Here is a 20,153-nt window from a genome sequence, read left to right as displayed (position 1 = left end):
GCTCTCAGTACTTACGGGACGGCAGAGCTTCCTTGGCCTGCTCCGGCGTGAAGGTGGTCTCCTCGGTGAGCACGCGCTGCGGGATGGTCTCGCCGGCCTTGGCCTTCTTGACCAGGTCCATCAGCTGTGGGCCGAGGAGCGGGCTGCACTCCACGATGAAGTTGATCTTGTTTTCGGAGAGGGCCGTCATGCCGTCCTTGACCGCGTCGACGGTGATGATCTTGATGTCGGTGCCGGGCTTCTTGCCGGCCGCCTCGATGGCCTCGATCGCACCCAGGCCCATGTCGTCGTTGTGGGCGTAGAGCACGTCGATGTCCGGCTGCGACTTCAGGAAGGTCTCCATCACGGCCTTGCCGTCGGTCCGGGTGAACTGACCGGTCTGCGAGGCGATGACCTTGAACTTGGGGTCGGCCTTGATGACGTCGGCGAAGCCCGACTTGCGGTCGTTGGCCGGCGCGGCGCCCGGCGAGCCCTGCAGCTCGACGATGTTGACCGTCTCGGTCTTGCCCTCGTACTCCTTGACCAGCCACTGGCCGGCCTTCTTGCCCTCCTCGACGAAGTCCGAGCCGATGAAGGTCTTGTAGAGCGTGGTGTCCGGGTCGTCGATCGCGCGGTCGGTCAGGATCACCGGGATGTTGGCGTCCTTGGCCTCCTTGAGCACGGTGCCCCAGCCGCTCTCGACCACCGGCGAGAAGGCGATGACGTCGACCCGCTGGGTGATGAAGTTGCGAATGGCCTTGATCTGGTTCTCCTGCTTGCCCTGGGCGTCGGAGAACTTGAGATCGATGCCGGCCGAGGCCGCCGAGTCCTGCACCGACTTGGTGTTGGCCGTGCGCCAGCCGCTCTCGGCGCCGACCTGCGAGAAGCCGAGCGTGATCTTGTCGTCGCCGCCACCGCCGCTGTTGCCGGAACCGGCGTCGTCGCTGGCGCCGCAACCTGCGACGGCCGAGGCGAGCAGGAGCCCGCCGGCCACCGCGACGGAAAGTCTTCTGAGCACTGAATCCTCCTGAATGTGAGGGCGCGCGTGTTAACGTTCACAGAGCTGAGGGCCGGCGCCTCGCGGGGATGACGGGCGACCGGTGAAGGGAACTTTTGTTGCGGCGAGTCGCTGTGGCGTCACCCTCAGGACCCGCGTTCCGGAAGTGTTACCGTTCTCATCCAGCGAGTCAAGGCTTCAACACCGGTTTGTTACCGAGAGATTGCCGAATCCCGCAAGGTGCAGGAAGACCCGGCCGGGATCGATGGACACGGTCAGCCGGAGCCGTACACTGTGCGCGCTCACATCGGGCATTGTCACCGCGGACCCGGGGGTACCACTTGGCATCCAGAAAGCCCGCGGCCGACGGCATCCCCGCCGCGCCGGCCCGCCCACGCCTGACCGTCATGCGGGACGTCGCCAAGCTGGCCGGCGTCTCGCACCAGACCGTGTCCCGGGTCCTCAACAACCACCCCAACGTGCGCGTCGAGACCCGCGAACGGGTGCTCGAGGCCATGCGCTCCCTCAACTACCGGCGCAACCTGGCCGCCCGCACACTGGTCACCCGCCAGTCCGACACGCTCGGCATCATCGGCTTCGAGACCACCCTTTTCGGTCCCGCCTCCATGCTGTACGGGATCGAGAGCGCGGCCCGCGACGCCGGCTACATGGTGAGCATCGCCTCCGTGCGCGACCTCGAACGCCGGCAGGTGCTGGAGGCGGTCGACCGGCTGACCCAGCACTCGGTGGACGGGGTCATCGCGATCGCCCCGAAACAGTCGGTGAACCACGCCCTGGCCCAGGCGCCACCGTCCCTGCAATGCGTGGCCGTGGGCGGCTCCGGCGAGTCGGACGCCGCACCCACGGTCTCCATCGACAACGCGGCCGGCGCCCGCCTGGCCACCCAGCACCTGCTCGACCTGGGCCACGCCACCGTCCACCACGCGGCCGGGCCGTCCGACTGGCCCGAATCGGTGGAGCGCATCGAGGGCTGGCGCAGGACGCTCTACGCGGCCGGCGCGGTCGTGCCGCCGGTGGAGCACGGCTGGTGGGATGCGGAATCGGGCTACGCGCAGGGCCGCGCGATGGCCCGGGATCCGGCGGTGACGGCGATCTTCTGCGCCAACGACCGGATCGCCCTGGGCGTGCTGCGGGCCCTGCACGAGGCGGGCAAGCGGGTCCCCGAGGACGTGAGCGTGGTCGGCTTCGACGACATGCCGGACTCCGGCTTCTTCGTGCCGCCGTTGACCACGGTGCACCAGGATTTCGGCGAACTGGGGCGGCGGAGTTTGTCACTGCTCCTGGAGCACATGGCGACCTCGCCCGAGGTGCCGCCTCCGGACCGCGTGCTGGTCGCCCCGCAACTGGTCATCCGGACGAGCAGCGGACCCCTCCGCCACTAGGGACGGTGCCGCTCGCCGGACCGCACCTCGCGCTCGCCACTGCTAGGCGGGCGAACCTCCAGGGCCGCCCTGCCCGTCGACCTGTTCATCGCTCGGGACTGAGACGCTCCTCGACGGCGCGGCCGCCAGCCAGCCGTCCGTCCGCTTGTCCGTCCAGCCGCTCGTGCGCTCGTGCGCTCGTCCGCTCGTCCGCTCGTCCGCTCGTCCGCTCGTCCGCTCGTCCGCTCGTCCGCGAACGCAAACAGCGGAATGATCGTCGGCGCCGAAAACAGGCGAACACGAACAGCGCCCGGGTCGTGGAGTGAGCGCCAACGGAATCGCCGAACACCGATGGCGCCTCTGCTGTAGAAGCACTGCCATTTCGTATCCCTGCGGCAACGGCGGTCCCTCTCGGCGCCGACGCGGCTACCAGCTGAAGCGGATCTTTGATTGTTCTCCGCCGATGACAACGGCACCGAGGACCACCATCGGCGTTACGGGAAGGCTCTTCCGGAAATGCCCGATGCGCTGGCAGGGGGAGAGGGAATGCGCCGAAACGAAAGCCTGATTCCCCAGGGAACCGATACTTGGTCGTACCGGTGCTTGGTCTGGTTCTTGTCGAAGAGCGGCTAACCGACCGCGGGTGGGCGGGAGAACGGACGCTCCGGTCGGACTGGGAACGCTCCCGCAAGGTTGCGATGGGGAGCGGTAACAGGAATGCGCTGTGATTTCCGCGGCGCGGCGTACCCGCACGTCACGATGACGGCCGGTGAGGCGATATCCTGCCCGCAACCAGTGGATGCGGGGTACGGGTGAGTGTGAAACGCGGACGGCCGCCGGGCATGATGGATGTCGCCCGGCTGGCAGGGGTGTCGCACCAGACCGTCTCCCGGGTGCTCAACGAGCATCCGAATGTCAGCGAGCCCACCCGGCTCAAGGTGCGGGCGGCCATCGCCGAGCTCGGTTATCGCCCCAACCGCACGGCCCGCGCACTCGTCACCGGCACGTCCAAGGTGATCGGCGTCGTCGCGCCGAACACGGCGCTCTACGGTCCGGCGTCGATGCTGACGGCCTTCGAGCAGGCCGCGCAAGACAGCGGTTTCGCGGTCAATGTCGGCAGCGTCCGCAGCCTGAACGAGCGATCCATCGCCGACGCCGTCGAGCGCCACCTCGACCAGCGTGTCGCCGGCCTCGTAGTGATCGCGCCCGTGGCCAGCGCCGGCCCGGCGCTGGCTCGCCTCCCCGAGGACATCCCCCTGGTCACGATCGACGGCGATCCCGAGCGCGCCAGCACCCTGGTCACCGTCGACCAGGTGGCCGGAGCCCGAGACGCGACCGAGCATCTGCTGGCCGCCGGCCACGCGACGGTCTGGCACATCTCCGGCCCGGCCGAGTGGTTCGACGCCGCCGGGCGGGTGCGAGGCTGGGAGGACGCGCTGCGCAAGGCCGGCGCCGAACAGCCTCCGCTGCTCACCGGCGACTGGAGCGCCGAGTCGGGCTATCGCAACGGCAAGCTGCTCGCCCGTCTGCCCGAGGTGACGGCCGTCTTCACCGCGAACGATCACATAGCGCTGGGACTGCTGCGCGCACTGAGTGAACACGGCCGCCGCGTGCCCGAGGAGATCAGCATCGTCGGCTTCGACGACGTCCCCCAGGCCGCCTACTACTCCCCGCCTTTGACCACGGTCCGCCCCGACTTCGACGCGGTGGCCACAGCCAGCGTCGAGCTCCTCCTGGCCCAGATCGACTCCGGCTCCCCCAACCTGACCGCCCGCCGCACGATCGCCCCCACCCTGATCCCCCGCGACAGCGTCGCCCCACCACCCCGCCGCTGACGGCGCCCATCGCTGACGGCCAGCCCACCGCTGAGCCCTGCCCTGCCGTCCCAGCGGCGAAGTCCCCCCACCGCCTCCGTTAGCGGGTCGCCCCCACACCGCGCCTGCTGAGCGGGTCGCCGCCACTGTCCCGGTTGAGCCGCGCCCCACGGGGTTCGTCGAGCGGGCCGCCATCCACCGCCCTCGGCCGAGCCGGTGCCCCACCGCGCCGGTTAGGCCGGCCACCACCCATCGCCCCGGTGGAAGCGCCCGACCGCGCCCGTTAAGCCGGCCACCAGTACTTGCGCGAACACGACGACCGCGCACAATGCCGTTGAAGGTGCTTGTGCAGCGGGTCGGGCCGGCGTCGAGCCGGCGCCCCACCGCGCCCGTTAAGCCAGCCGCCGCCCAGCGTCCCGGCCGAGCCAGCGCCCCACCGCGCCCGTCGAGCCAGCCACCCACCGTCCCGGCCGAGCCAGCACCCCACCGCGCCCGTCGAGCCAGCCACCCACCGTCCCGGCCGAGCCGGCGCCCCACCACGTCCGTCGAGCCAGCCACCCACCGTCCCGGCCGAGCCAGCACCCCACCGCGCCCGTCGAGCCAGCCACCCACCGTCCCGGCCGAGCCGGCGCCCCACCACGTCCGTCGAGCCAGCCGCCGCCCAGCGTCCCGGCCGAGCCAGCGCCCCACCGCCCGTTGAGCCAGCCACCCACCGTCCCGTCCCAGGCGGCGCCGCGCCGTTTCGTTGAGCCGGCCCCCTGACCGCCCTTGCCGTGCGGGCCACCCACCGCCCTTGAGCGGGCGACTCACCAAGAACGCGGCACTCGACGTCGCGCTCCACGTGAGACGTCATCGGATCGGTCCTGCCAGTTTGCGCATGCGTCTGGCCCTACCTCACTTTGACCTGTTAGCGTTAACAGGTCTCACCGCGGGTATTCCTAGGCCTGTGGCGCTGACATGGGAAGAGAGGTCCCAGCGAGGCCGTCAAGGGGAGGATGGCCCCGCTGGGTGCCGCTCGATCACTGATCGGCCGGAGTCGTCAGGCCGGCGGACTGGGCCAGCAGCCCGGCCTGCGTACGGTTGGCGCAGCCGAGTTTCTCGAACAGGTGGGACACGTAGCCCTTCACCGTCGTCTCGGACAGGAACAGGCGGCGGGCGATCTCCGCGTTGGACAGACCGTCACCGATGGCGGTGAGCACGTCGCGCTCGCGCTCGGTGAGGTCGGCAACCCGGGCCAGCGCTGCCACACGCTCGGCATGGGCCGTGGCCGAGGCGGCGACCAGACCGTCCTTCGCCACCGGGGACAGGACAGTGTGACCCTGCGCCGCCACCCGGATCAGATCGATCAGGTCGGCCGGCGGCGTCGACTTGACGAGATAGCCGGCGGCCCCGGCCTGCAGTGCGCGAATCACATACCCGTCGGCGTCGAATGTCGTCAGCACCAGCACGATCGGCGGCTGCGCCAGCGCCCGGATCCGTGCGGTCGCCGCGAGCCCGTCCACTCCGGGCATCCGCAGATCCATCAGGACCAGATCGGGCTTCTCGCGCACAGCGGCCTCGGCTGCCTCGGCGCCGTCCGAAGCCGTTCCCACCACGACGATGTCGGGCGCGGCAGACAGGATCGTCCCCAGATGCCGGCACACCAACGGCTCGTCGTCGACGATCAGCACGCGGATGGGCGTCAAATCAGCTCCCGCTCGGGCGTCGTGGTCGTGGGCATCACCGTCTCGAGCCGGAAACCACCGGAGCCGTCCGGTCCGACGTCGAACGTGCCGCCGATCGACTCGACCCGTTCCCGCAGTCCGGCGAGCCCGGCGCCGTTGCCCCGGGACGACCGCGACGTCTGCCCGGCCCCGTTGTGGACGACGATGCGGACGCGCTCGGGATCGAACTGCGCCTCCACCCGCACGGAGGCACCGCCGGCGTGCTTCCTGGCGTTGGTCAGCGCCTCCCGCACCACGCGGTAGGCCGTACGGCCGGTCACCCGCGACAGGCCGGCCGGCTCCCCCGCGACGACCAGCTCCACCTGCTGCCCGGCCCGCGCGGCCTCGTCCACCAGCTCAGCCAGCGGCGGCAGGGACGCCTCGTCGAGCGGCGTCCCGGCCGACCGGCCGCCCCGCCGCAGGACGCCGACAAGCTCGCGCAGTTCGTCGAGCGCCAAGGCTCCGTTCGCCCGCAGGTCTTCGGCTGCGGCGCGGGTGTCGTCATCGGACGCGCACACCGTCAGCGCACCGGCCTGCAACGTCATCAGGGAGACGCGATGGGCCACGAGATCGTGCAGCTCGGTCGCCAGCCGGGCGCGTTCCTCGGCCCGCGCTTGCTCGGCCCGCCACCACTGCTCCCGCTCCGCCCGCTCGGCCCGCTCGCCGAGGAGCTGCATCTTGCGGCGCCGGGCGGCCAGGTAGAGCGCGACCAGCGGCGCGACCGCACTGTGTAACAAGCCGTTGACCACCAAGCTCGTCGTCGGGTCCCAGGGTCGCACGCTGACCAGGGTCAGCAGACCGATCAGAGCCCAGATCACCGCAGTCCAGCGGGGCGGCACGCCGCGCTCGGTCGTATTCTCGACCACCACCGACAGGGCGATCGGGATCCAGGCGCTCACCGACAGCAGAGCCTCGGCCATCGTGGTCGGTGCGGCGAACGCCACCAGCGTCTGCACGAGCGCCGAACCCACAATCGTGATGGCCGTGCCCGTCGGCCGGCGTCGCCGCCAGAAGACGACCGTCGAGGTCAGCACCTGGAGGGTGACCACCACCCACACGTACGCGAAAGGATCTGACGGCCCGGTGATGTGCGCGGTCAGCACGCCGCCGAGCGCTGCCGCCGCGACGAGCGCGGTCAGCAGCACGCTGTCGATCAGCAGGTCGCGCCGCTTCATGGGCCTGACGCTACCGGCCGGGCCGGAGCCGCGGACCCTACCAAAGTAGGTGCTCGGCCAGTACTTTCTCCGCTGCCGCCGACCGCTCACCGTCGGGCTGAATGGAGGCCGACAACGACGAGGGGAGACAGTCATGAGGACGATGACGAGGCGCGTACTGCTGGGTGCCGCCGCGGGTGCGGCAGCGGTGGTCGCCACACCGGCCGCCACGCGGTCGGGCGGGCCGCCCCGCCGCGGGGTCACCACATTCGTCATGGTGACCGGGGCGAACGGGTCAGCCGCCGGCGACGCCGAGCTCACCCTGCGCGGCCACCGTACGGTGGGCGTCGAGCTTCCCGGCCACGGTGTCTTTTCCGGTCAGTTCCGCCGCTCCTATCAGGCTCCGCAAGACCTGGCCGCGCTGGCCACCGAGCCCTCGCCGATGGCCGGCGTCACCCTCGACGACTACGCGGCGGCGACGGTCGCCGTGCTTCGCCGCGCGGCCCGGCTGGGCCCGGTGATCCTGTGGGGCGGCAGCATGGGCGGCGCCACGGTCAACCGGGTGGCCAACGAGGTGCCCGGGCTGATCAGCCGGTTGGTCTACAGCTCCGCCTTCTGCTGCGTCGACCTGCCCACCATGGGCGATTATCTGCAGACCCCCGAGGCGGCCGGCACCCTGATCCTCGAGCTGGGCGGCGCCTCGCTCGCCGATCCGGCGGTGATCGGCGCGACGCGCACCAATTTCCGCACCGACGATCCCGCCGTGCTGGCCAAAATGAAGGAAGCGCTGTGCGCCGACGCCACCGAGGCCGAGTTCATGTCGATTCTCAACGCTTCGCATCCCGACGAGTCGACCCAGGTCCCGCTGGCGGATGCTCGCGGCCACAAGGACACGTGGGGCACGATCCCGCGGACCTACATCCGGCACACCCGCGACCGGATGATCCCGCTGCCACTGCAGGATCGCTTCATCGCCGAGGCCGACCGGCTCACGCCCCGCAACAAGTTCGACGTACGGTCGGTCGCCACCTCGCACGCGGCCGACCAGGCGGGCTGGGCCGCCTCGGTCGAGATCCTCGACGACCTCGCCCGTCGATGATTCCCGCACCCGCCCCGGGCCGGGCCTGCGCCGGCCACTCAGGCGATCACCGGGCTGCGCCGTTCGAGCAGCACCACGTCACGCCACTGATTGTTCCGGGTGGCGTGACGAGCGACCCGCTCCCGGATGCCGACCGTGCGGAAGCCGCAGGATCGGTGCAGGGCGAGGCTCGCGGTGTTCTCCGGAAAGACGCCGGACTGGATCGTCCAGACGCCGGCGGCCTCGGTCGAGGCGATCAGGGCGGTGAGCAGGGCGCGGCCCACTCCCCGGCCCTGAGCCGCCGGGTCCACATAGACCGAGTGCTCGACCACGCCGGCGTAGACGGGACGGCTCGACACCGGCGTGACCGCCACCCAGCCCAGCACCCGTCCCTCGGCATCGGCGGCCACGAAGCGGTGCTCGTCGAGCCGGCCCGTGTCGAAGGCCTCCCAGGTGGGCGCGGCCGGTTCGAAACTCGCGTTCCCCCCGTCGAGCCCAGCCTGATAGAGGGCGAGCACCGCGCCGGCGTCAGCCGGCCGCATGGGACGAACCATTGGGCTGCTCACGTGCTCCCCCGTCGATCAGAATGCGGTGTCGTAGAGCCCGGCCAGCCCCGGGGAGGACGCTTCGCCGCTGTAACCGCAGGTCAGCATCGAGCCCTCGGAGGAGGCGACGAGGTAATCCCGGCCCACCTCGAACTTGCCACTGCCCATCATGGTCTCGGAGATGTCGCCGGTCTGGGCGACGCGGACCACGTCGGTCGGGGCGCCGCGAAAGACGTTGGTGACCTCGAGCGTCACTATCCGGCCGTCGATGGTGGTGACCGTGCCGGCGAAGGCGAGATCGGCCGCCTCCGTCAACCGGTCGGCGGTGGGCTCGGCGCACTTGGCGGCGATGCCGGGGGCAGTGATCTCAGTGACGGTGGGGGCGGCCACGGGAGCTCCAGGGGTGTTGTCGGGGCGCAGCACGAACCACGTGCCGAGGGCGGCGATCAGCACCACCGCGGCGGCGGCCAGCGTGATCAGCCGGGTGGGGCGGAGCGCGGTGGTGCGGCGCGGAGCGGCGGTCGTGGTGGTCATCGTCTTCTCCAGGAGTCGGGAAACCCGGTCGGGAGCCGTGGGCGGCACGTCGGCGGCCGGATCGGCCCGGTGCAGGCGTGTGCGCAGGTCGTCGTCGTCCGTCATGGCCGGCTCCCCTCTGTCGACTCCTCATGTCCGGCGGAGGCTTCGCCCTTTCGCAACTCGTCGCGCAATCTTCGCTTCGCGCGGTGCAGGCGGATGCTGACCGCGTTCGCGCTGATGCCGAGCACGACGGCGATCTGCGACAGGGCCAACTCCTCCCACGCCCACAGGCGGAGCAGCTCGGCATCGTCGGCCCGTAACGACGCCAGCGCGGCGGCCAGGTCGTCATCCGGCAGGCCGGGCGCGGGTGAGACGGAACGCGGCGGGTCAAGCTGCCGGATCCGGGCCAGCAGGCGCCCCTGCCGCCGGCGTGAACGCTCGGCGTTGGCCAGGCAGAGGCGCGCGACGCCGTACGCCCAGGGAAGCACCTCGCCGGTGGCGGCATCGTCGAAACGCCGCCAGCAGACCAGCAACGTCTCCTGGAGCACGTCGTCGGCGGTGGCCGGGTCCGTGCGCCGGGCCAGGAAGCGGCGCACGGCGTCGATCACCGTGGGCGCCACCGCCTCGAACCGCTGCCGGCGGTCGTCGGGGTTCACAGGGTCCACTCTCAGCTATGTCCGGTTCCCGGCCCAGTCTTTCATCGCCCACAGCACTTTCGCCTCCGGCCACGCTTCACCGCCCGCCGCGGTCCCGGCGAAGGCCGCGGCTTCAGCGCCAGCCGGGTCCTCAGCGCCAGCCGGGCTCTCAGCGCCCGCCGGATTCTCAGCGCCAGCCGCCGTCTCAGCGCCAGCCGCCGTCTCAGCGCCAGCCGCCGTCTCAGCGCCAGCCGCCGTCTCAGCGCCAGCCGCGGTCTCAGCGCCGGCGTCGGTCTCAGCGCCAGCCGCGGAGGACCCATTTGCGGACGAGTGGCGGCACGACCCAGGAGTACACGCAGAAGGCGAGCCAGACGAAGCCCAGCAGACCGGCCAGGACGGGCAGCCCGACCGCGCGCAGACCGATGATCAGGCCGACCGCGACCAGCCAGGTCTTGAGTGCGCCGAAGCGCAGGATGGGCCGCAGCGGGAGCATCAACGGGTGGCGCGCCACGCGCAACTCCATCGCCGACTCGGCGAAGATCTGCTCGGTCGGGCGGGCCGCCGCTGCCTGGCGGAAACCTTCATATGCCGCGTCGACCTGCCCCCGGGCCGCGCTCGTGCTGCCGAGCAGGGCGTGCGCGACCGGGTTCTCCGGGTGCACCCCGACGAACTCGCGGCTGATCCGCTGCGCCTCGCGGTCGTCGCCGCGCGCGTGGGCCAGCTGGATCCGCGTCGCATAGACCACCGGTGCCTGCGGCGCCCGGGCGGCGGCGAGATCCACCAGCTTGCCGGCCTTGTCCAGCTGACCGTTGGCCGCGCACAGGTCCGCGTACGCGCAGAGCAGATCCACATCGTGCGGCGCGAGCGCCAGACCGTCGAGCAGGACCCGCTCGGCCATCGGATCACGCCCGGCCTCGTGCTCGGAGCGGCCCAGCCACAGCAGCAGATCAGGGTCGGGCCCGTTGGCCGCCAGCCCGGCGCGGGTGGCGTCGCCCACCTCGGTCCAGCGGTCGAGCTGACTCAGCGCGGCGCAGCGCAGCTGCATCGCATACGAGCCGGTGACCTCGTTCGCGGGCAGCGTCGACAGCTCGGTGAGCGCCTGCTCGGGCCGGCCGGTGGCCAGCAGCGCCTGGGCGTGGTGCAGGGCCGCGTTCATCGGACCACCGTCGAGGAGGCGAGAGCCGGTGCATGATGTGCGAGCGTGTGTTCTTGGGTGCGGTGCCGAGTCGCGCTCATCGGACCAGCACCACGAGCAGGATGGCCTCCAGCAGGCCACAGCCGATCGCGGCCGCGAAGCCCGGGCCGAGCAGCCGAGCAGGCCCGTGTCCACGCAAAGCGACGACGCGGAACGGGCGTCGCTGCAGCGACAGCACGACCAGCCAGACCAGCAGGCCGGTGACGGTGCCGGCCAGCCGGGTGGGGGAATTGCCGTCGGTGAAGCCCTCCACCACGGCCCGCGCGGCGAAGCCGGCCAGGCCGGCGCCCGCGATGGCCAGCAGGTGGCCGGTCGGGAGGGCGAGGCGGCGCCCGTTGAGGACGCCGAGCGTGGCGGCGGCGAGCGGCCCGCCGAAGAAGGCGGGGTAGACGATCGACTCGGGCCGCCACGGCGGCCGGCCCGGCGCCGGCTGCTCCCGGATCGTCGGGCTGAACAAGTCGTCGTGCATGGGCTTCCCCGCTCTCGGTCACCGACGCCGGCCACGCCACGCACGCTGGGCGTTCGTCTCCCAGCCGGGCGCGCGGGCAAGCCTATCGGGGCCGGGCTCGCGGGCCGCGGCGGGCAGCGACGAGAGGCTCACCGCGGCCAGAAGCTCGACGCCCGGACCTCTTCTCCGCCGCGAAGCCACCGATCAGCCCGAGCGGGGTCCGGGGCCGGGGCGAGATCCGGCATTTTGCCGGTGCCGGCGGCGGTTCTCAGCACGGGAGACCGGTCCTGCTCGTCGTGCACGTCACTGAGCAGTTGGCCAAGTTCGGGCAGTTCCCGGCGGCGCCCCCTCAGCGTTCGACCGGCACGTCATTCCTCACGGCGCCTTCTGCGGAAGTCCTTCCCGTGCGGGGCGTGGCCGCTTACCCGCCGTGGCGGCGCATTGCTGGAGGCGCCGCAGCTCCCTCCGTACAGGAAAGGTCTTGCCGTGGCCCGAATCGGTCAAGCCGAGGCGTCGCGGGCCGTGCGCGCGGCGATCCGGGCGACCTCGTCGACGGTGAGCGCGATGATCGGCTCGTCGGGGCCGCCCGCCGCCAGCCCACGCTCGACGTGCCGCAGGTGGTGATCGGTGGCGACACGCTGGTCGAGCGCCTCGTTGAGCGCCTCGGCTATCTGCTGGGCCAGTTCGGTCATCATGACCGCCAACCGTAGGCCATTCGCCGGGTGCTCAGGCGGCGGCCGGGAAGAGCCGGTCGAGCTGGCGGTCGATCAGCTCGACGGCACGCTCCGCACTCATCTGGCCGAGCAGAACGGCTCCTTGCAGACCAGCGGCTCCGGCCAGCAGGAAGTCGGCCTCGTCGCGGTGCTGCTCCGGCAGCAGCAGGGCGATCAGGGCCTCCAGCTCGGGCGGGGTGTCACGGATCCGCTCGCGCAGCCCGTCGTCGGCCAGGAAACGGACGAAATAGGCCGCGTGCACGAGCTGTCGCTGCCGGCGGCTCTCATCGAGCGGCAGCAGCTCGAGCAAGATGCTGCGCAGTACCTCGCGCGGGGCCGGGGTGGCGCCCAGCGCGGCGACCCGCTGCTGCGCCTCCGCTTCGCCGTCGCGGTTGAGGAGGTCGAGGGCGCCGAGCAGGAGGTCGTCTCGGCTGCCGAAGTAGTACTGCAGCTGCCGGGCGGGCACGCCGGCCTCAGCGGCGACCCTCCGGACCGTTGCGTCCTCGAGCCCACCGGCGGCAGCCAGCCGCCACACCGCTGCTGCGATGCGCCGCCGCCGTTCGTCGTGATCGACCTGCCGCGGCATCCGTTCTCCATTCTGGTACGACCGTATCACTACGTGTTATGGTACGGATGTACCACGATACCGGGGAGGGTTCGGCATGCGGGTATTCGTACTGGTCATGGGCATGGTTTTGCTGGTTGTCGGAGCGCAGGGAGCGATCCGGCAGCTCCTGGATCACGACAATGCGGGTCTGCTCGGCTGGCTGCCGGGCGGCTTCGGAGTTCAACTGACTGGGCACGTGGTGCTGGCCCTGGCCGGCTTGCTCCTAGCCGGCTGGGGCAGCCGCCGGGCAACGACCTAGCGCCGACAGCACCGCGCACCCAACCGGAACGGACAGCGCCACGCACCCCAACCGGAACGGACAGCACCGCACACCCCAACCGGGACGGACCGCGCGCTGCGCCAAGGTTGCCAGGTCTCCCCTGGAGTGCCGACGACGGCTCGCACCTAACCCGAAACGGACAGTGGCGCACGTTTCCCACCGAAACACGGCCATGGCGTATCCCGACGGGGACGGACAGTGGCGCATGCCCACCCGGAGCGGGTCATGGCGCCTGCCCTTGCACAGCAGTGAGGCGTGCCCTCGCCAGAGCATGGCCAGGTCATCCACCTAGCCGGAACAGCCATGTCGCCCACCCAGCCGGAACAGCCATGTCGCCCACCCAGCCGGAACCGCCATGGCAGACCGGCGATTGCTGGAACGGGCGATTGCTGGAACAGGCGACAGCTGGAACAGGCGACAGCTGGAACAGGCGATGGCCGCGGCGACGGGTGTCGGCGCGGCCATCGGAGGGTCGGTCAGGCGGGCTCGGTCTCGCGGCGGCTCTCGGCTGCGGGGAGGGCCTCGGTCTCCTCGCGGAGGAGGCGCTCCTCGGCCGCTTGCCTGCGGTGCTCGCGGAACGAGTAGGCCAGCGCGGCGGCCCAGACGATGTAGATGACGGCGTAGATGGCGTAGCGGACGCCGTCGGAAGCGTCGATCCAGTCGGAGCGCAGCAGCGTGCGGCCGTTGGTGAGAATGATGACACCGCCGACCGCGGCGCCGAGCACGCGCGGCGGGATGTGCCGGACGAGCCAGGCGGCGATCGGCGCGGCGATCACACCGCCGAGCAGCAAGGCGCCGACCCAGGCGAAGTTGATGTTCTCGGAGCCGAGGCCCACCAGGAAGCCGAGGCTCGCGGCCACCGCTACCAGGAACTCGCTGGTGTCGATCGAGCCGATCGTCTTGCGGGGCTCGAGCCGGCCGGACGCGAGGATCGCCGGGGTGCCCACCGGGCCCCAGCCACCGCCGCCGGTCGAGTCGACGAAACCGGCCACCAGACCGAGCGGCGCCAGGAACCGCTTGCGCAGCGGGAGGCCCTGCCGGTCCTGGGGCAGGCCCATCGTGGTGAAGCGGATGAAGACGTAGAGACCGAGCGCCAGCAGGATGATCGCCATCAGCGGTGCCGCGGTCTCGGTGGAGAGCCAGGAGAGGAACGTGGCGCCCGCGAAAGCACCCACTGCTCCCGGCAGACCGATCTTCAGGACGACTTTCCAGTCGACGTTGCCGAACTTCCAGTGCGAGAAACCGGAGACGAGCGTGGTGCCGATCTCGGCCAGGTGGATCGTGGCCGAAGCCGCGGCCGGGTTGGTGCCGATCGCGAGCAGCAGCGTCGTCGACGTCACGCCGTAGGCCATGCCCAGGCTGCCGTCGACCAGTTGCGCTCCCAGGCCGACGAGGGCCAGGAGGATCAGCTTTCTCATGGTCGCTCCAGTCCAGGCGCACTGTGTGGGGACGAATGTGTGGTGCGCCTATCGTGCCTACCATTTCGATAGGAGAACGGGCAAGAGCATCCCACCCACCGAGGCTCCGACGCAACAACACGCCGACGCGGTGCCCGATCTGTCCCTTTCTCGACACCTGACTCCTCTCGGCCCGTTGTGCGAACCGGAGTCCCGCGGGCCGCGGCCAGGGCGATGTCGGCGGATTCGGTGAGCCGGCCGCCCTCCCCCGTTTCGCACCAAGTCCGGCCGGCGTCGCGAGGCCAGCGGGTCCGGCCAAACCAGCGGATGCGACGGGCCAGTAGGCGTACGAGTTCCACAGGTTCCACAAGGTGACGGCTCTGGCCAGGCCAGCGGGTGCCACGAGGCCAGCGGATCTGCCACGCCAGCGGGCCAGGCAACGCCCGCGGGTCAGGCCACACCAGCGGCTCCGGCCACACCAGCGGGTCAGGCCACCAGCGGCTCCGGCCACGTCAGCGGGTCAGGCCAGGCCGGCAGGTTGCGGGTCACTGACTGCGGCACCGCGCCGGAGATCATCGCCGCGTGGTCGACCAGAAGCGCGGCGAACGGCCGGAGCGGGGGGCTGGCCGCCTACTTGAGCTGGGATCATCTGATGACCGCGGGGCGCCGGGCGCGCCGGCCCAGTAGCTGGACCGTGACTACGCCGAGGGCGAGCGGGATGAGTCCGATGACGATGTTCTGCAGCAGCGGCAGGTCGTTGACGATGAAGCGGTTCCAGTCCGGTCCGACGATCTGCTCGGCGGTCTGGAACGCGAGGTGGAAACCGATCGGCACCCACAACGTGTCGGTCACCGCCCGCAGCAGACCCTGGACGATCGCGAATCCGAAGAGCGTGATCATGCGGTCGAGGCTCGGGGCGGCACCGACCAGCACGCCGAACAGGGTGAACAAGGCCGCTTGGACAAGCACGACGGCCCACGTCGGCAACGCGGTGGCGAGGTTGCGGAACAGGTAGCCGCGGAAGATGAGCTCCTCGGGCAGCGCCTCGTAGAGGAACACCAGGACCAGCAATCCCAGGACGGAGAGGATCGCGCCGGCCACCGGCCCGTTCAGCTCGATGCTCACCACCCCGGCCACCACGAAGATCGTGAAGGCTACCGTCGCCGGGATCAGGTAGCCTGCCGCCCCGGCTGTCAAGAGCCTTCCCACCGTACGGAGGGAAGCCCGTCGGAGCCTGCTCCAGGGCAACCGGTCGAGATGGCGATAGGCCAGCACCACCATCGGCACGGCCAGAACCGTTGCCGTCACCGCCGAGAAGGCGTGCCCCCCGCGGCTGTAGCCGTCCCCGCCGAAGAGGGCACCGCGCGCCCAGTGGATGAACAGCCAGATCAGCGTGGCCGCACCGAAAACGATCCCGATCCGCACCGCACCCGGAAGCCGTCGCTCCATCCGCACCCCTTCCCCGTATCTGACGAGTCTGCGGGCGTACGCCGGCCCGCCGCTGCCGCCGGAAGTCGATGTGCCGTGGCCTAAAGTCGGCGCCGGCGACACCGATACGAACGTCCGTGCTGAAACTCAAGACCGCCCTGTTGTCCGCCGCCGTGTTCGCCGGCAGCCTCGCCGTGCCCGCCACCCTGGCCGCGCAGGCCGCGCCGGTGGTCAAACCGGCGGCCCAGGCGGCCGTCAAGCTCATCGGGTACACAAAGGTCGTCAAGGGTGTCGCGCACTACCGGTCGGTCGGCGTGGTGCGCGCGACGATGCAGATCCAGCCGAAGCGGGCCGGGCGGGTCACCGTCAGCCTGCAGCACCGCAGCGGCACGACGTGGATCACCGACCAGACCACGACGTTCCCGACCAACGCCACCGGCGCCGCGTGGGCCGGGCTGGCCCAGGGCAACCGCAAGATGACCTACCGGTATGTGGTGAATCGCGCCGCGGATGCCACGGCCGGTGCGTCCACGAAGGTCGTCACTGCCTCCTTCATGGTCGATTGACCGCCGTACGGGTGTTGGTCTTGAAAATGTCGGCGTAGCGTCAGGCCTCGGCACGCCCGAGGAGGTTCCATGACCGCGGTCGAACCGAAACCTGTCATCACCCGGCCCTGGCCCGTCCGGCCCCAGGTCCGGGGCAGCTTCCTGGCCCGCACCATCCGCACGACCGACGCCAAGCAGATCGGCCTGATGTATCTGGCCACGTCGTTCGGGTTCTTCATGGTCGGCGGGTTCATGGCGCTGCTGATGCGCGGTGAGCTGGCCCGGCCCGGCATGCAGTTTCTGTCGCCCGAGCAGTACAACCAGCTGTTCACCATGCACGGCACGATCATGCTGCTGCTGTTCGCGACGCCGATCGTGTTCGCCTTCGCCAACTACATCGTGCCGCTGCAGATCGGCGCGCCCGACGTGTCGTTCCCGCGGCTGAACGCGTTCGCCTACTGGCTCTACCTGTTCGGCGGCTCGCTGGCCGTGGCCGGGTTCCTGGTCCCGGGCGGCGCGGCCGACTTCGGCTGGACGGCGTACGCGCCACTGAGCGACTCGATCCACTCGCCCGGGGTCGGCGCGAACATGTGGGTGGTCGGGCTGGCCCTGAGCGGGCTCGGCACCATCCTCGGCGGCGTCAACATGATCACCACGATCCTGACCCTGCGGGCGCCCGGCATGACCATGTTCCGGATGCCGATCTTCACCTGGAACATCCTGCTGACCAGCCTCCTGGTCATCCTGATCTTCCCGTTCCTGGCGGCCGCGTTGTTCGCCCTGGCCGCCGATCGCATCCTGGGCGCGCAGGTCTTCGCGCCGGAGACCGGCGGGCCGATGCTGTGGCAGCATCTGTTCTGGTTCTTCGGCCACCCCGAGGTGTATGTGGTGGCGCTGCCCTTCTTCGGCATCATCACCGAGGTCATCCCGGTGTTCAGCCGTAAGCCCGTGTTCGGCTACAAGGGACTCGTGTCGGCCACCCTGCTGATCGCGGCGCTGTCGTTCGTGGTGTGGGCGCACCACATGTTCGCCACCGGGCAGGTGCTGCTGCCGTTCTTCAGCCTGCTGAGCTACCTCATCGCGGTGCCGACGGGCATGAAGTTCTTCGTGTGGATCGGCACGATGTGGCGGGGGCAGGTGAGCCTCGAGACGCCCATGCTGTTCGCCGTCGGGTTCCTGGTGACGTTCCTGCTGGGCGGGCTGACGGGGGTGCTGCTGGCGTCGCCGCCGATCGACTTCCACGTGCACGACAGCTATTTCGTGGTGGCGCACTTCCACTACGTGTTGTTCGGGACCATTGTGTTCGCGGTATTCGCGGGCATCTACTTCTGGTTCCCCAAGATGTTCGGGCGGATGCTGGACGATCGCCTGGGCAAGATTCACTTCTGGCTGACGTTCCTCGGGTTCCACACCACGTTCCTGGTGCAGCACTGGCTGGGGGCCGAGGGGATGCCGCGGCGCTACGCCGACTATCTGGCTTCGGACCAGTTCACTTTCCTCAACACCTTCTCCACGCTGGGGTCGTTCGTGCTGGGGGCGTCCACGCTGCCGTTCCTCTACAACGTCTGGAAGTCGTATCGGGTGGGGCAGCTCGTCACGGTAAATGATCCGTGGGGGCACGGGAACTCGCTGGAGTGGGCGACCTCGTCGCCTCCGCCGTTGCGGAACTTCGACCGGATGCCGCGGATTCGGTCCGAGCGTCCGGCTTTTGATGCCAAGTTCCCGGAATTGGCTGCGGGGGCGCAGTCGCGGTCTGGGCCGCCTGAGGGTGGGGCTCGGCCGTTGACCTCTGAGTCGAGTGGTGGGGCCACCTACAAAGAGGATCAGTCGGATTGAGGTTTGGTTGGTCGACTTGCTTGCGGTTGACGGGTGAGCTTGCCGGCGGCTATGTCTTTGGTCGCGGGCTGCTGATTGCCTGGTTGGGGTGGCGGTCACCTGACGGGTTGGGGATCTGGCTGCCGCGCTGGGGATGAAACCAGGTGGTGGGGTGTTGCAGGCCGGCCTTTGGGGTGGGGGCGGGAAATTGACAATGCCGGTTGCTTCTGCCTTCGGCATACGTCGAGGTCTCGCGATGCGCGTGCGTGGCTGCGCGAGAGCGCGAATCTCGGCCGCGCGAGAACGCGAGTGCGCGGTGCGGCAGCACGAGAGCTCCACTACGCGGGCGCGGACGCGCGGCTGAGCGAGTGCCCGTGCGCAGTTGCGAGTGTGTGGGTGCACGAGCGCGCGAAAGTGCGAGTGTCGGGTGGCTGGCGGACGCGAGAGCGTTGAACGCGTTGGTCGGCGGCTGTCTGGTAGGACAAGTGGTGGGTCGTCCGCCGGGGGAAGCAGGTCACGGCGTTGAGCGTCCTGGTGGGCTTTGCTGGGCGGTGAAACCACGTCGCGGCCTGGAAGGGTCGCGGGGCGGGGCTAGTTCGTGGGGTTGGGGGCGGCGGCTTGGGCCGGGTCGGCTTCGGGGTGTCGTGCCAGGTGTTTGATGCGGCGGTGGGCGAAGGTCAAGGGGATGAGGCCCAGTACGCCGAAGGAGATGTCGATGGGGAGCCACCACCACGGCAGCTGGCGGATCGGGCCGGCGATCAAGGCCAAGGGGATGATGGCTGCGCAGCAGAGCATCGCCCACTCCAGGACCCAGATGTTGCGTATCGGGTCGCGCCAGGGGCCGATGAACGCCATCGCGATCGCCAGGTGGGCGAAGGCCAGCCAGTCGGTGCCGTAGGCGATGTACGGATAGTTCGTGCCGGTCGTTGCCAAGCCGTCGCGTACATCGTCGATGAAGACGACCAAGGCGTCGGGGGCGGGGATTTCGTGCAGTATGGCGGCGAGCAGCCGAGCCTCCGTAACCAGCGGGAAGGCCGTCACTCCACTGAGCACGAGGCCGGCCACGAAGATGGCCAGCCAGACGCGGATCGCTCTCATGATCAAGAGCCTAGGCAGGGGGAAGGCGGGTGGCCATGGGGCACACGACACCTTCACAAGGTCTGCTCGAGGCGAACCAGCAGATGGGTGCGGCCGGGCTTGGTCAGGCGGTCGGGCCGGGGGCCTGGGCCCGGTAGCCGTCGAACAACGGGCCGCCGACCCGGTCGAGGATCTCGGTGGCCAGGGCAGCCGGGTTGTCGCGGGCGGCCAGCCAACGCGTGGCCAGGTCGGCGTCGTGGTCGCGTAGCTCTCGCAGGAGCCACTTCCCGGTGCTCTGCCAGCGGGCGGCGAAGGCCAGGGCGGCTCGGGCGGTCTCGGTCCACAAGGTGGTGGCTATGACGGTGCGCTCACCGGGGTCGGTGGCGTGGAGGTGGTCGTCGAGCAGGTCGGTCAGGGCGTAGCGGAGGTGGTCGTGCTCGGCCGGTGACAGTGGTGGTGGGCCGGCGGCGAGGACCTGGGCGCATCGGGTGGTCAGGTCGGCCGGGTCGCCGAGCAGCGGGACGCCGTGGGCGATCATGCGGTGGGTGCTCGGCTTGCGCTGGGCCAGCTCGCGGGCGAGGAACTCGGTCAGCTGGGCGGGGGTTTGAATGAAGAGCTCCACCGGCCAGCCGCGGAAACGCAGGCTCTCGCGAAATCCGGGGGCCTCCTCCTGGAGCACGACGATGTCCAGGTCGGAGCCGGCCGTGCGGGACGGGCCGAGCACGCTGCCGGTGAGGATCGCCCAGGTGGCGTGGGGGAAACGGGAGAGGACGAGATCACGGGCGTCGGTCAGCGGGTCCATCGGCCTGATCCTGCCGCCTCCTCGGCTCGTCCGACAATCGATA

Annotated in this window: 20 protein-coding genes; 6 read left to right on the top strand and 14 right to left on the bottom strand. The window is 70.3% G+C overall.

What is annotated here, in order from left to right; genetic code table 11:
* Positions 1-4 precede the first annotated feature (4 nt).
* Complete coding sequence (locus NAG42_RS28445) at positions 5-997, bottom strand: ABC transporter substrate-binding protein (RefSeq protein ID WP_250034861.1); 993 nt, start codon at positions 995-997, stop codon at positions 5-7.
* Positions 998-1,383: 386 nt separating this feature from the next.
* On the opposite strand from NAG42_RS28445, the gene NAG42_RS28440 reads away from it, so the two are divergent.
* Together NAG42_RS28440 and NAG42_RS28435 are read left to right on the top strand one after the other, a co-directional pair.
* The gene (locus NAG42_RS28440) at positions 1,384-2,379 is read left to right on the top strand and encodes a LacI family DNA-binding transcriptional regulator (RefSeq protein ID WP_250035099.1); all 996 of its coding nucleotides are present in this window, start codon (positions 1,384-1,386) and stop codon (positions 2,377-2,379) included.
* Positions 2,380-3,200: 821 nt separating this feature from the next.
* Positions 3,201-4,193, top strand: coding sequence for a LacI family DNA-binding transcriptional regulator (locus tag NAG42_RS28435; protein WP_250035098.1), 993 nt, complete (start codon positions 3,201-3,203; stop codon positions 4,191-4,193).
* Positions 4,194-5,191: 998 nt separating this feature from the next.
* Here the strand turns inward: NAG42_RS28435 and NAG42_RS28430 are convergent.
* On the bottom strand, positions 5,192-5,857 hold the full coding sequence (locus NAG42_RS28430) for a response regulator (protein ID WP_250034859.1): 666 nt from the start codon (positions 5,855-5,857) through the stop codon (positions 5,192-5,194).
* Positions 5,854-7,050 carry a sensor histidine kinase gene (locus NAG42_RS28425; protein ID WP_250034858.1) on the bottom strand — a complete coding sequence of 399 codons (1,197 nt, stop codon included), beginning with the start codon at positions 7,048-7,050 and terminating at the stop codon, positions 5,854-5,856. Before NAG42_RS28425 ends, NAG42_RS28430 begins: the two co-directional genes overlap by 4 nt.
* Before the next feature lie 133 nt (positions 7,051-7,183).
* Between NAG42_RS28425 and NAG42_RS28420 the strand changes: the two genes are divergently transcribed.
* Positions 7,184-8,128: an alpha/beta fold hydrolase gene (locus tag NAG42_RS28420; protein ID WP_250034856.1), complete on the top strand. Its 945-nt coding sequence runs from the start codon at positions 7,184-7,186 to the stop codon at positions 8,126-8,128.
* A gap of 38 nt (positions 8,129-8,166) precedes the next feature.
* Here the strand turns inward: NAG42_RS28420 and NAG42_RS28415 are convergent, their stop codons facing one another.
* The 7 genes from NAG42_RS28415 to NAG42_RS28385 form a co-directional block, all read right to left on the bottom strand.
* Positions 8,167-8,649: a GNAT family N-acetyltransferase gene (locus NAG42_RS28415; RefSeq protein ID WP_284045995.1), complete on the bottom strand. Its 483-nt coding sequence runs from the start codon at positions 8,647-8,649 to the stop codon at positions 8,167-8,169.
* A gap of 39 nt (positions 8,650-8,688) precedes the next feature.
* Positions 8,689-9,291, bottom strand: coding sequence for a hypothetical protein (locus NAG42_RS28410; RefSeq protein WP_250034852.1), 603 nt, complete (start codon positions 9,289-9,291; stop codon positions 8,689-8,691).
* The gene (locus tag NAG42_RS28405; RefSeq protein ID WP_250034851.1) at positions 9,288-9,824 is read right to left on the bottom strand and encodes an RNA polymerase sigma factor; all 537 of its coding nucleotides are present in this window, start codon (positions 9,822-9,824) and stop codon (positions 9,288-9,290) included. Before NAG42_RS28405 ends, NAG42_RS28410 begins: the two co-directional genes overlap by 4 nt.
* Before the next feature lie 274 nt (positions 9,825-10,098).
* Positions 10,099-10,959 (bottom strand): tetratricopeptide repeat protein, encoded by an 861-nt coding sequence (locus NAG42_RS28400; protein ID WP_250034849.1) that lies wholly within the window; start codon positions 10,957-10,959, stop codon positions 10,099-10,101.
* A gap of 76 nt (positions 10,960-11,035) precedes the next feature.
* Positions 11,036-11,467, bottom strand: a complete 432-nt coding sequence (locus NAG42_RS28395; protein ID WP_250034847.1) for a hypothetical protein — start codon at positions 11,465-11,467, stop codon at positions 11,036-11,038.
* Positions 11,468-11,946: 479 nt separating this feature from the next.
* A complete protein-coding gene (locus NAG42_RS28390) occupies positions 11,947-12,141 on the bottom strand; it encodes a hypothetical protein (RefSeq protein ID WP_250034846.1) in 195 nt (64 codons plus the stop codon).
* A 31-nt stretch (positions 12,142-12,172) separates the two neighbouring features.
* Positions 12,173-12,745: a TetR family transcriptional regulator gene (locus tag NAG42_RS28385; RefSeq protein ID WP_250034845.1), complete on the bottom strand. Its 573-nt coding sequence runs from the start codon at positions 12,743-12,745 to the stop codon at positions 12,173-12,175.
* A 76-nt stretch (positions 12,746-12,821) separates the two neighbouring features.
* On the opposite strand from NAG42_RS28385, the gene NAG42_RS28380 reads away from it, so the two are divergent.
* Positions 12,822-13,025, top strand: coding sequence for a hypothetical protein (locus tag NAG42_RS28380; protein WP_250034843.1), 204 nt, complete (start codon positions 12,822-12,824; stop codon positions 13,023-13,025).
* A gap of 497 nt (positions 13,026-13,522) precedes the next feature.
* On the opposite strand, the gene NAG42_RS28375 is transcribed toward NAG42_RS28380, so the two are convergent.
* Positions 13,523-14,464, bottom strand: coding sequence for a sulfite exporter TauE/SafE family protein (locus NAG42_RS28375; RefSeq protein WP_250034841.1), 942 nt, complete (start codon positions 14,462-14,464; stop codon positions 13,523-13,525).
* Positions 14,465-15,088: 624 nt separating this feature from the next.
* Positions 15,089-15,892: a CPBP family intramembrane glutamic endopeptidase gene (locus tag NAG42_RS28370; RefSeq protein ID WP_250034840.1), complete on the bottom strand. Its 804-nt coding sequence runs from the start codon at positions 15,890-15,892 to the stop codon at positions 15,089-15,091.
* A gap of 116 nt (positions 15,893-16,008) precedes the next feature.
* Here NAG42_RS28370 and NAG42_RS28365 point away from each other — a divergent pair, with 116 nt between their 5' ends.
* The gene (locus NAG42_RS28365; protein WP_250034839.1) at positions 16,009-16,437 is read left to right on the top strand and encodes a hypothetical protein; all 429 of its coding nucleotides are present in this window, start codon (positions 16,009-16,011) and stop codon (positions 16,435-16,437) included.
* 69 nt (positions 16,438-16,506) lie between these two features.
* Positions 16,507-18,252, top strand: coding sequence for an aa3-type cytochrome oxidase subunit I (gene ctaD / locus NAG42_RS28360; protein ID WP_250034838.1), 1,746 nt, complete (start codon positions 16,507-16,509; stop codon positions 18,250-18,252).
* A gap of 570 nt (positions 18,253-18,822) precedes the next feature.
* Here ctaD and NAG42_RS28355 read toward each other — a convergent pair.
* Together NAG42_RS28355 and NAG42_RS28350 are read right to left on the bottom strand one after the other, a co-directional pair.
* On the bottom strand, positions 18,823-19,329 hold the full coding sequence (locus NAG42_RS28355) for a hypothetical protein (RefSeq protein ID WP_250034837.1): 507 nt from the start codon (positions 19,327-19,329) through the stop codon (positions 18,823-18,825).
* Between the two features lie 103 nt (positions 19,330-19,432).
* Positions 19,433-20,110, bottom strand: coding sequence for a nucleotidyltransferase domain-containing protein (locus NAG42_RS28350; RefSeq protein WP_250034836.1), 678 nt, complete (start codon positions 20,108-20,110; stop codon positions 19,433-19,435).
* Positions 20,111-20,153 lie beyond the last annotated feature (43 nt).

This window comes from Paractinoplanes maris (assembly GCF_023544465.1).
Classification (GTDB): Bacteria; Actinomycetota; Actinomycetes; order Mycobacteriales; family Micromonosporaceae; genus Actinoplanes; species Actinoplanes maris.
This window is presented reverse-complemented; position numbering and strand designations above follow the sequence as displayed.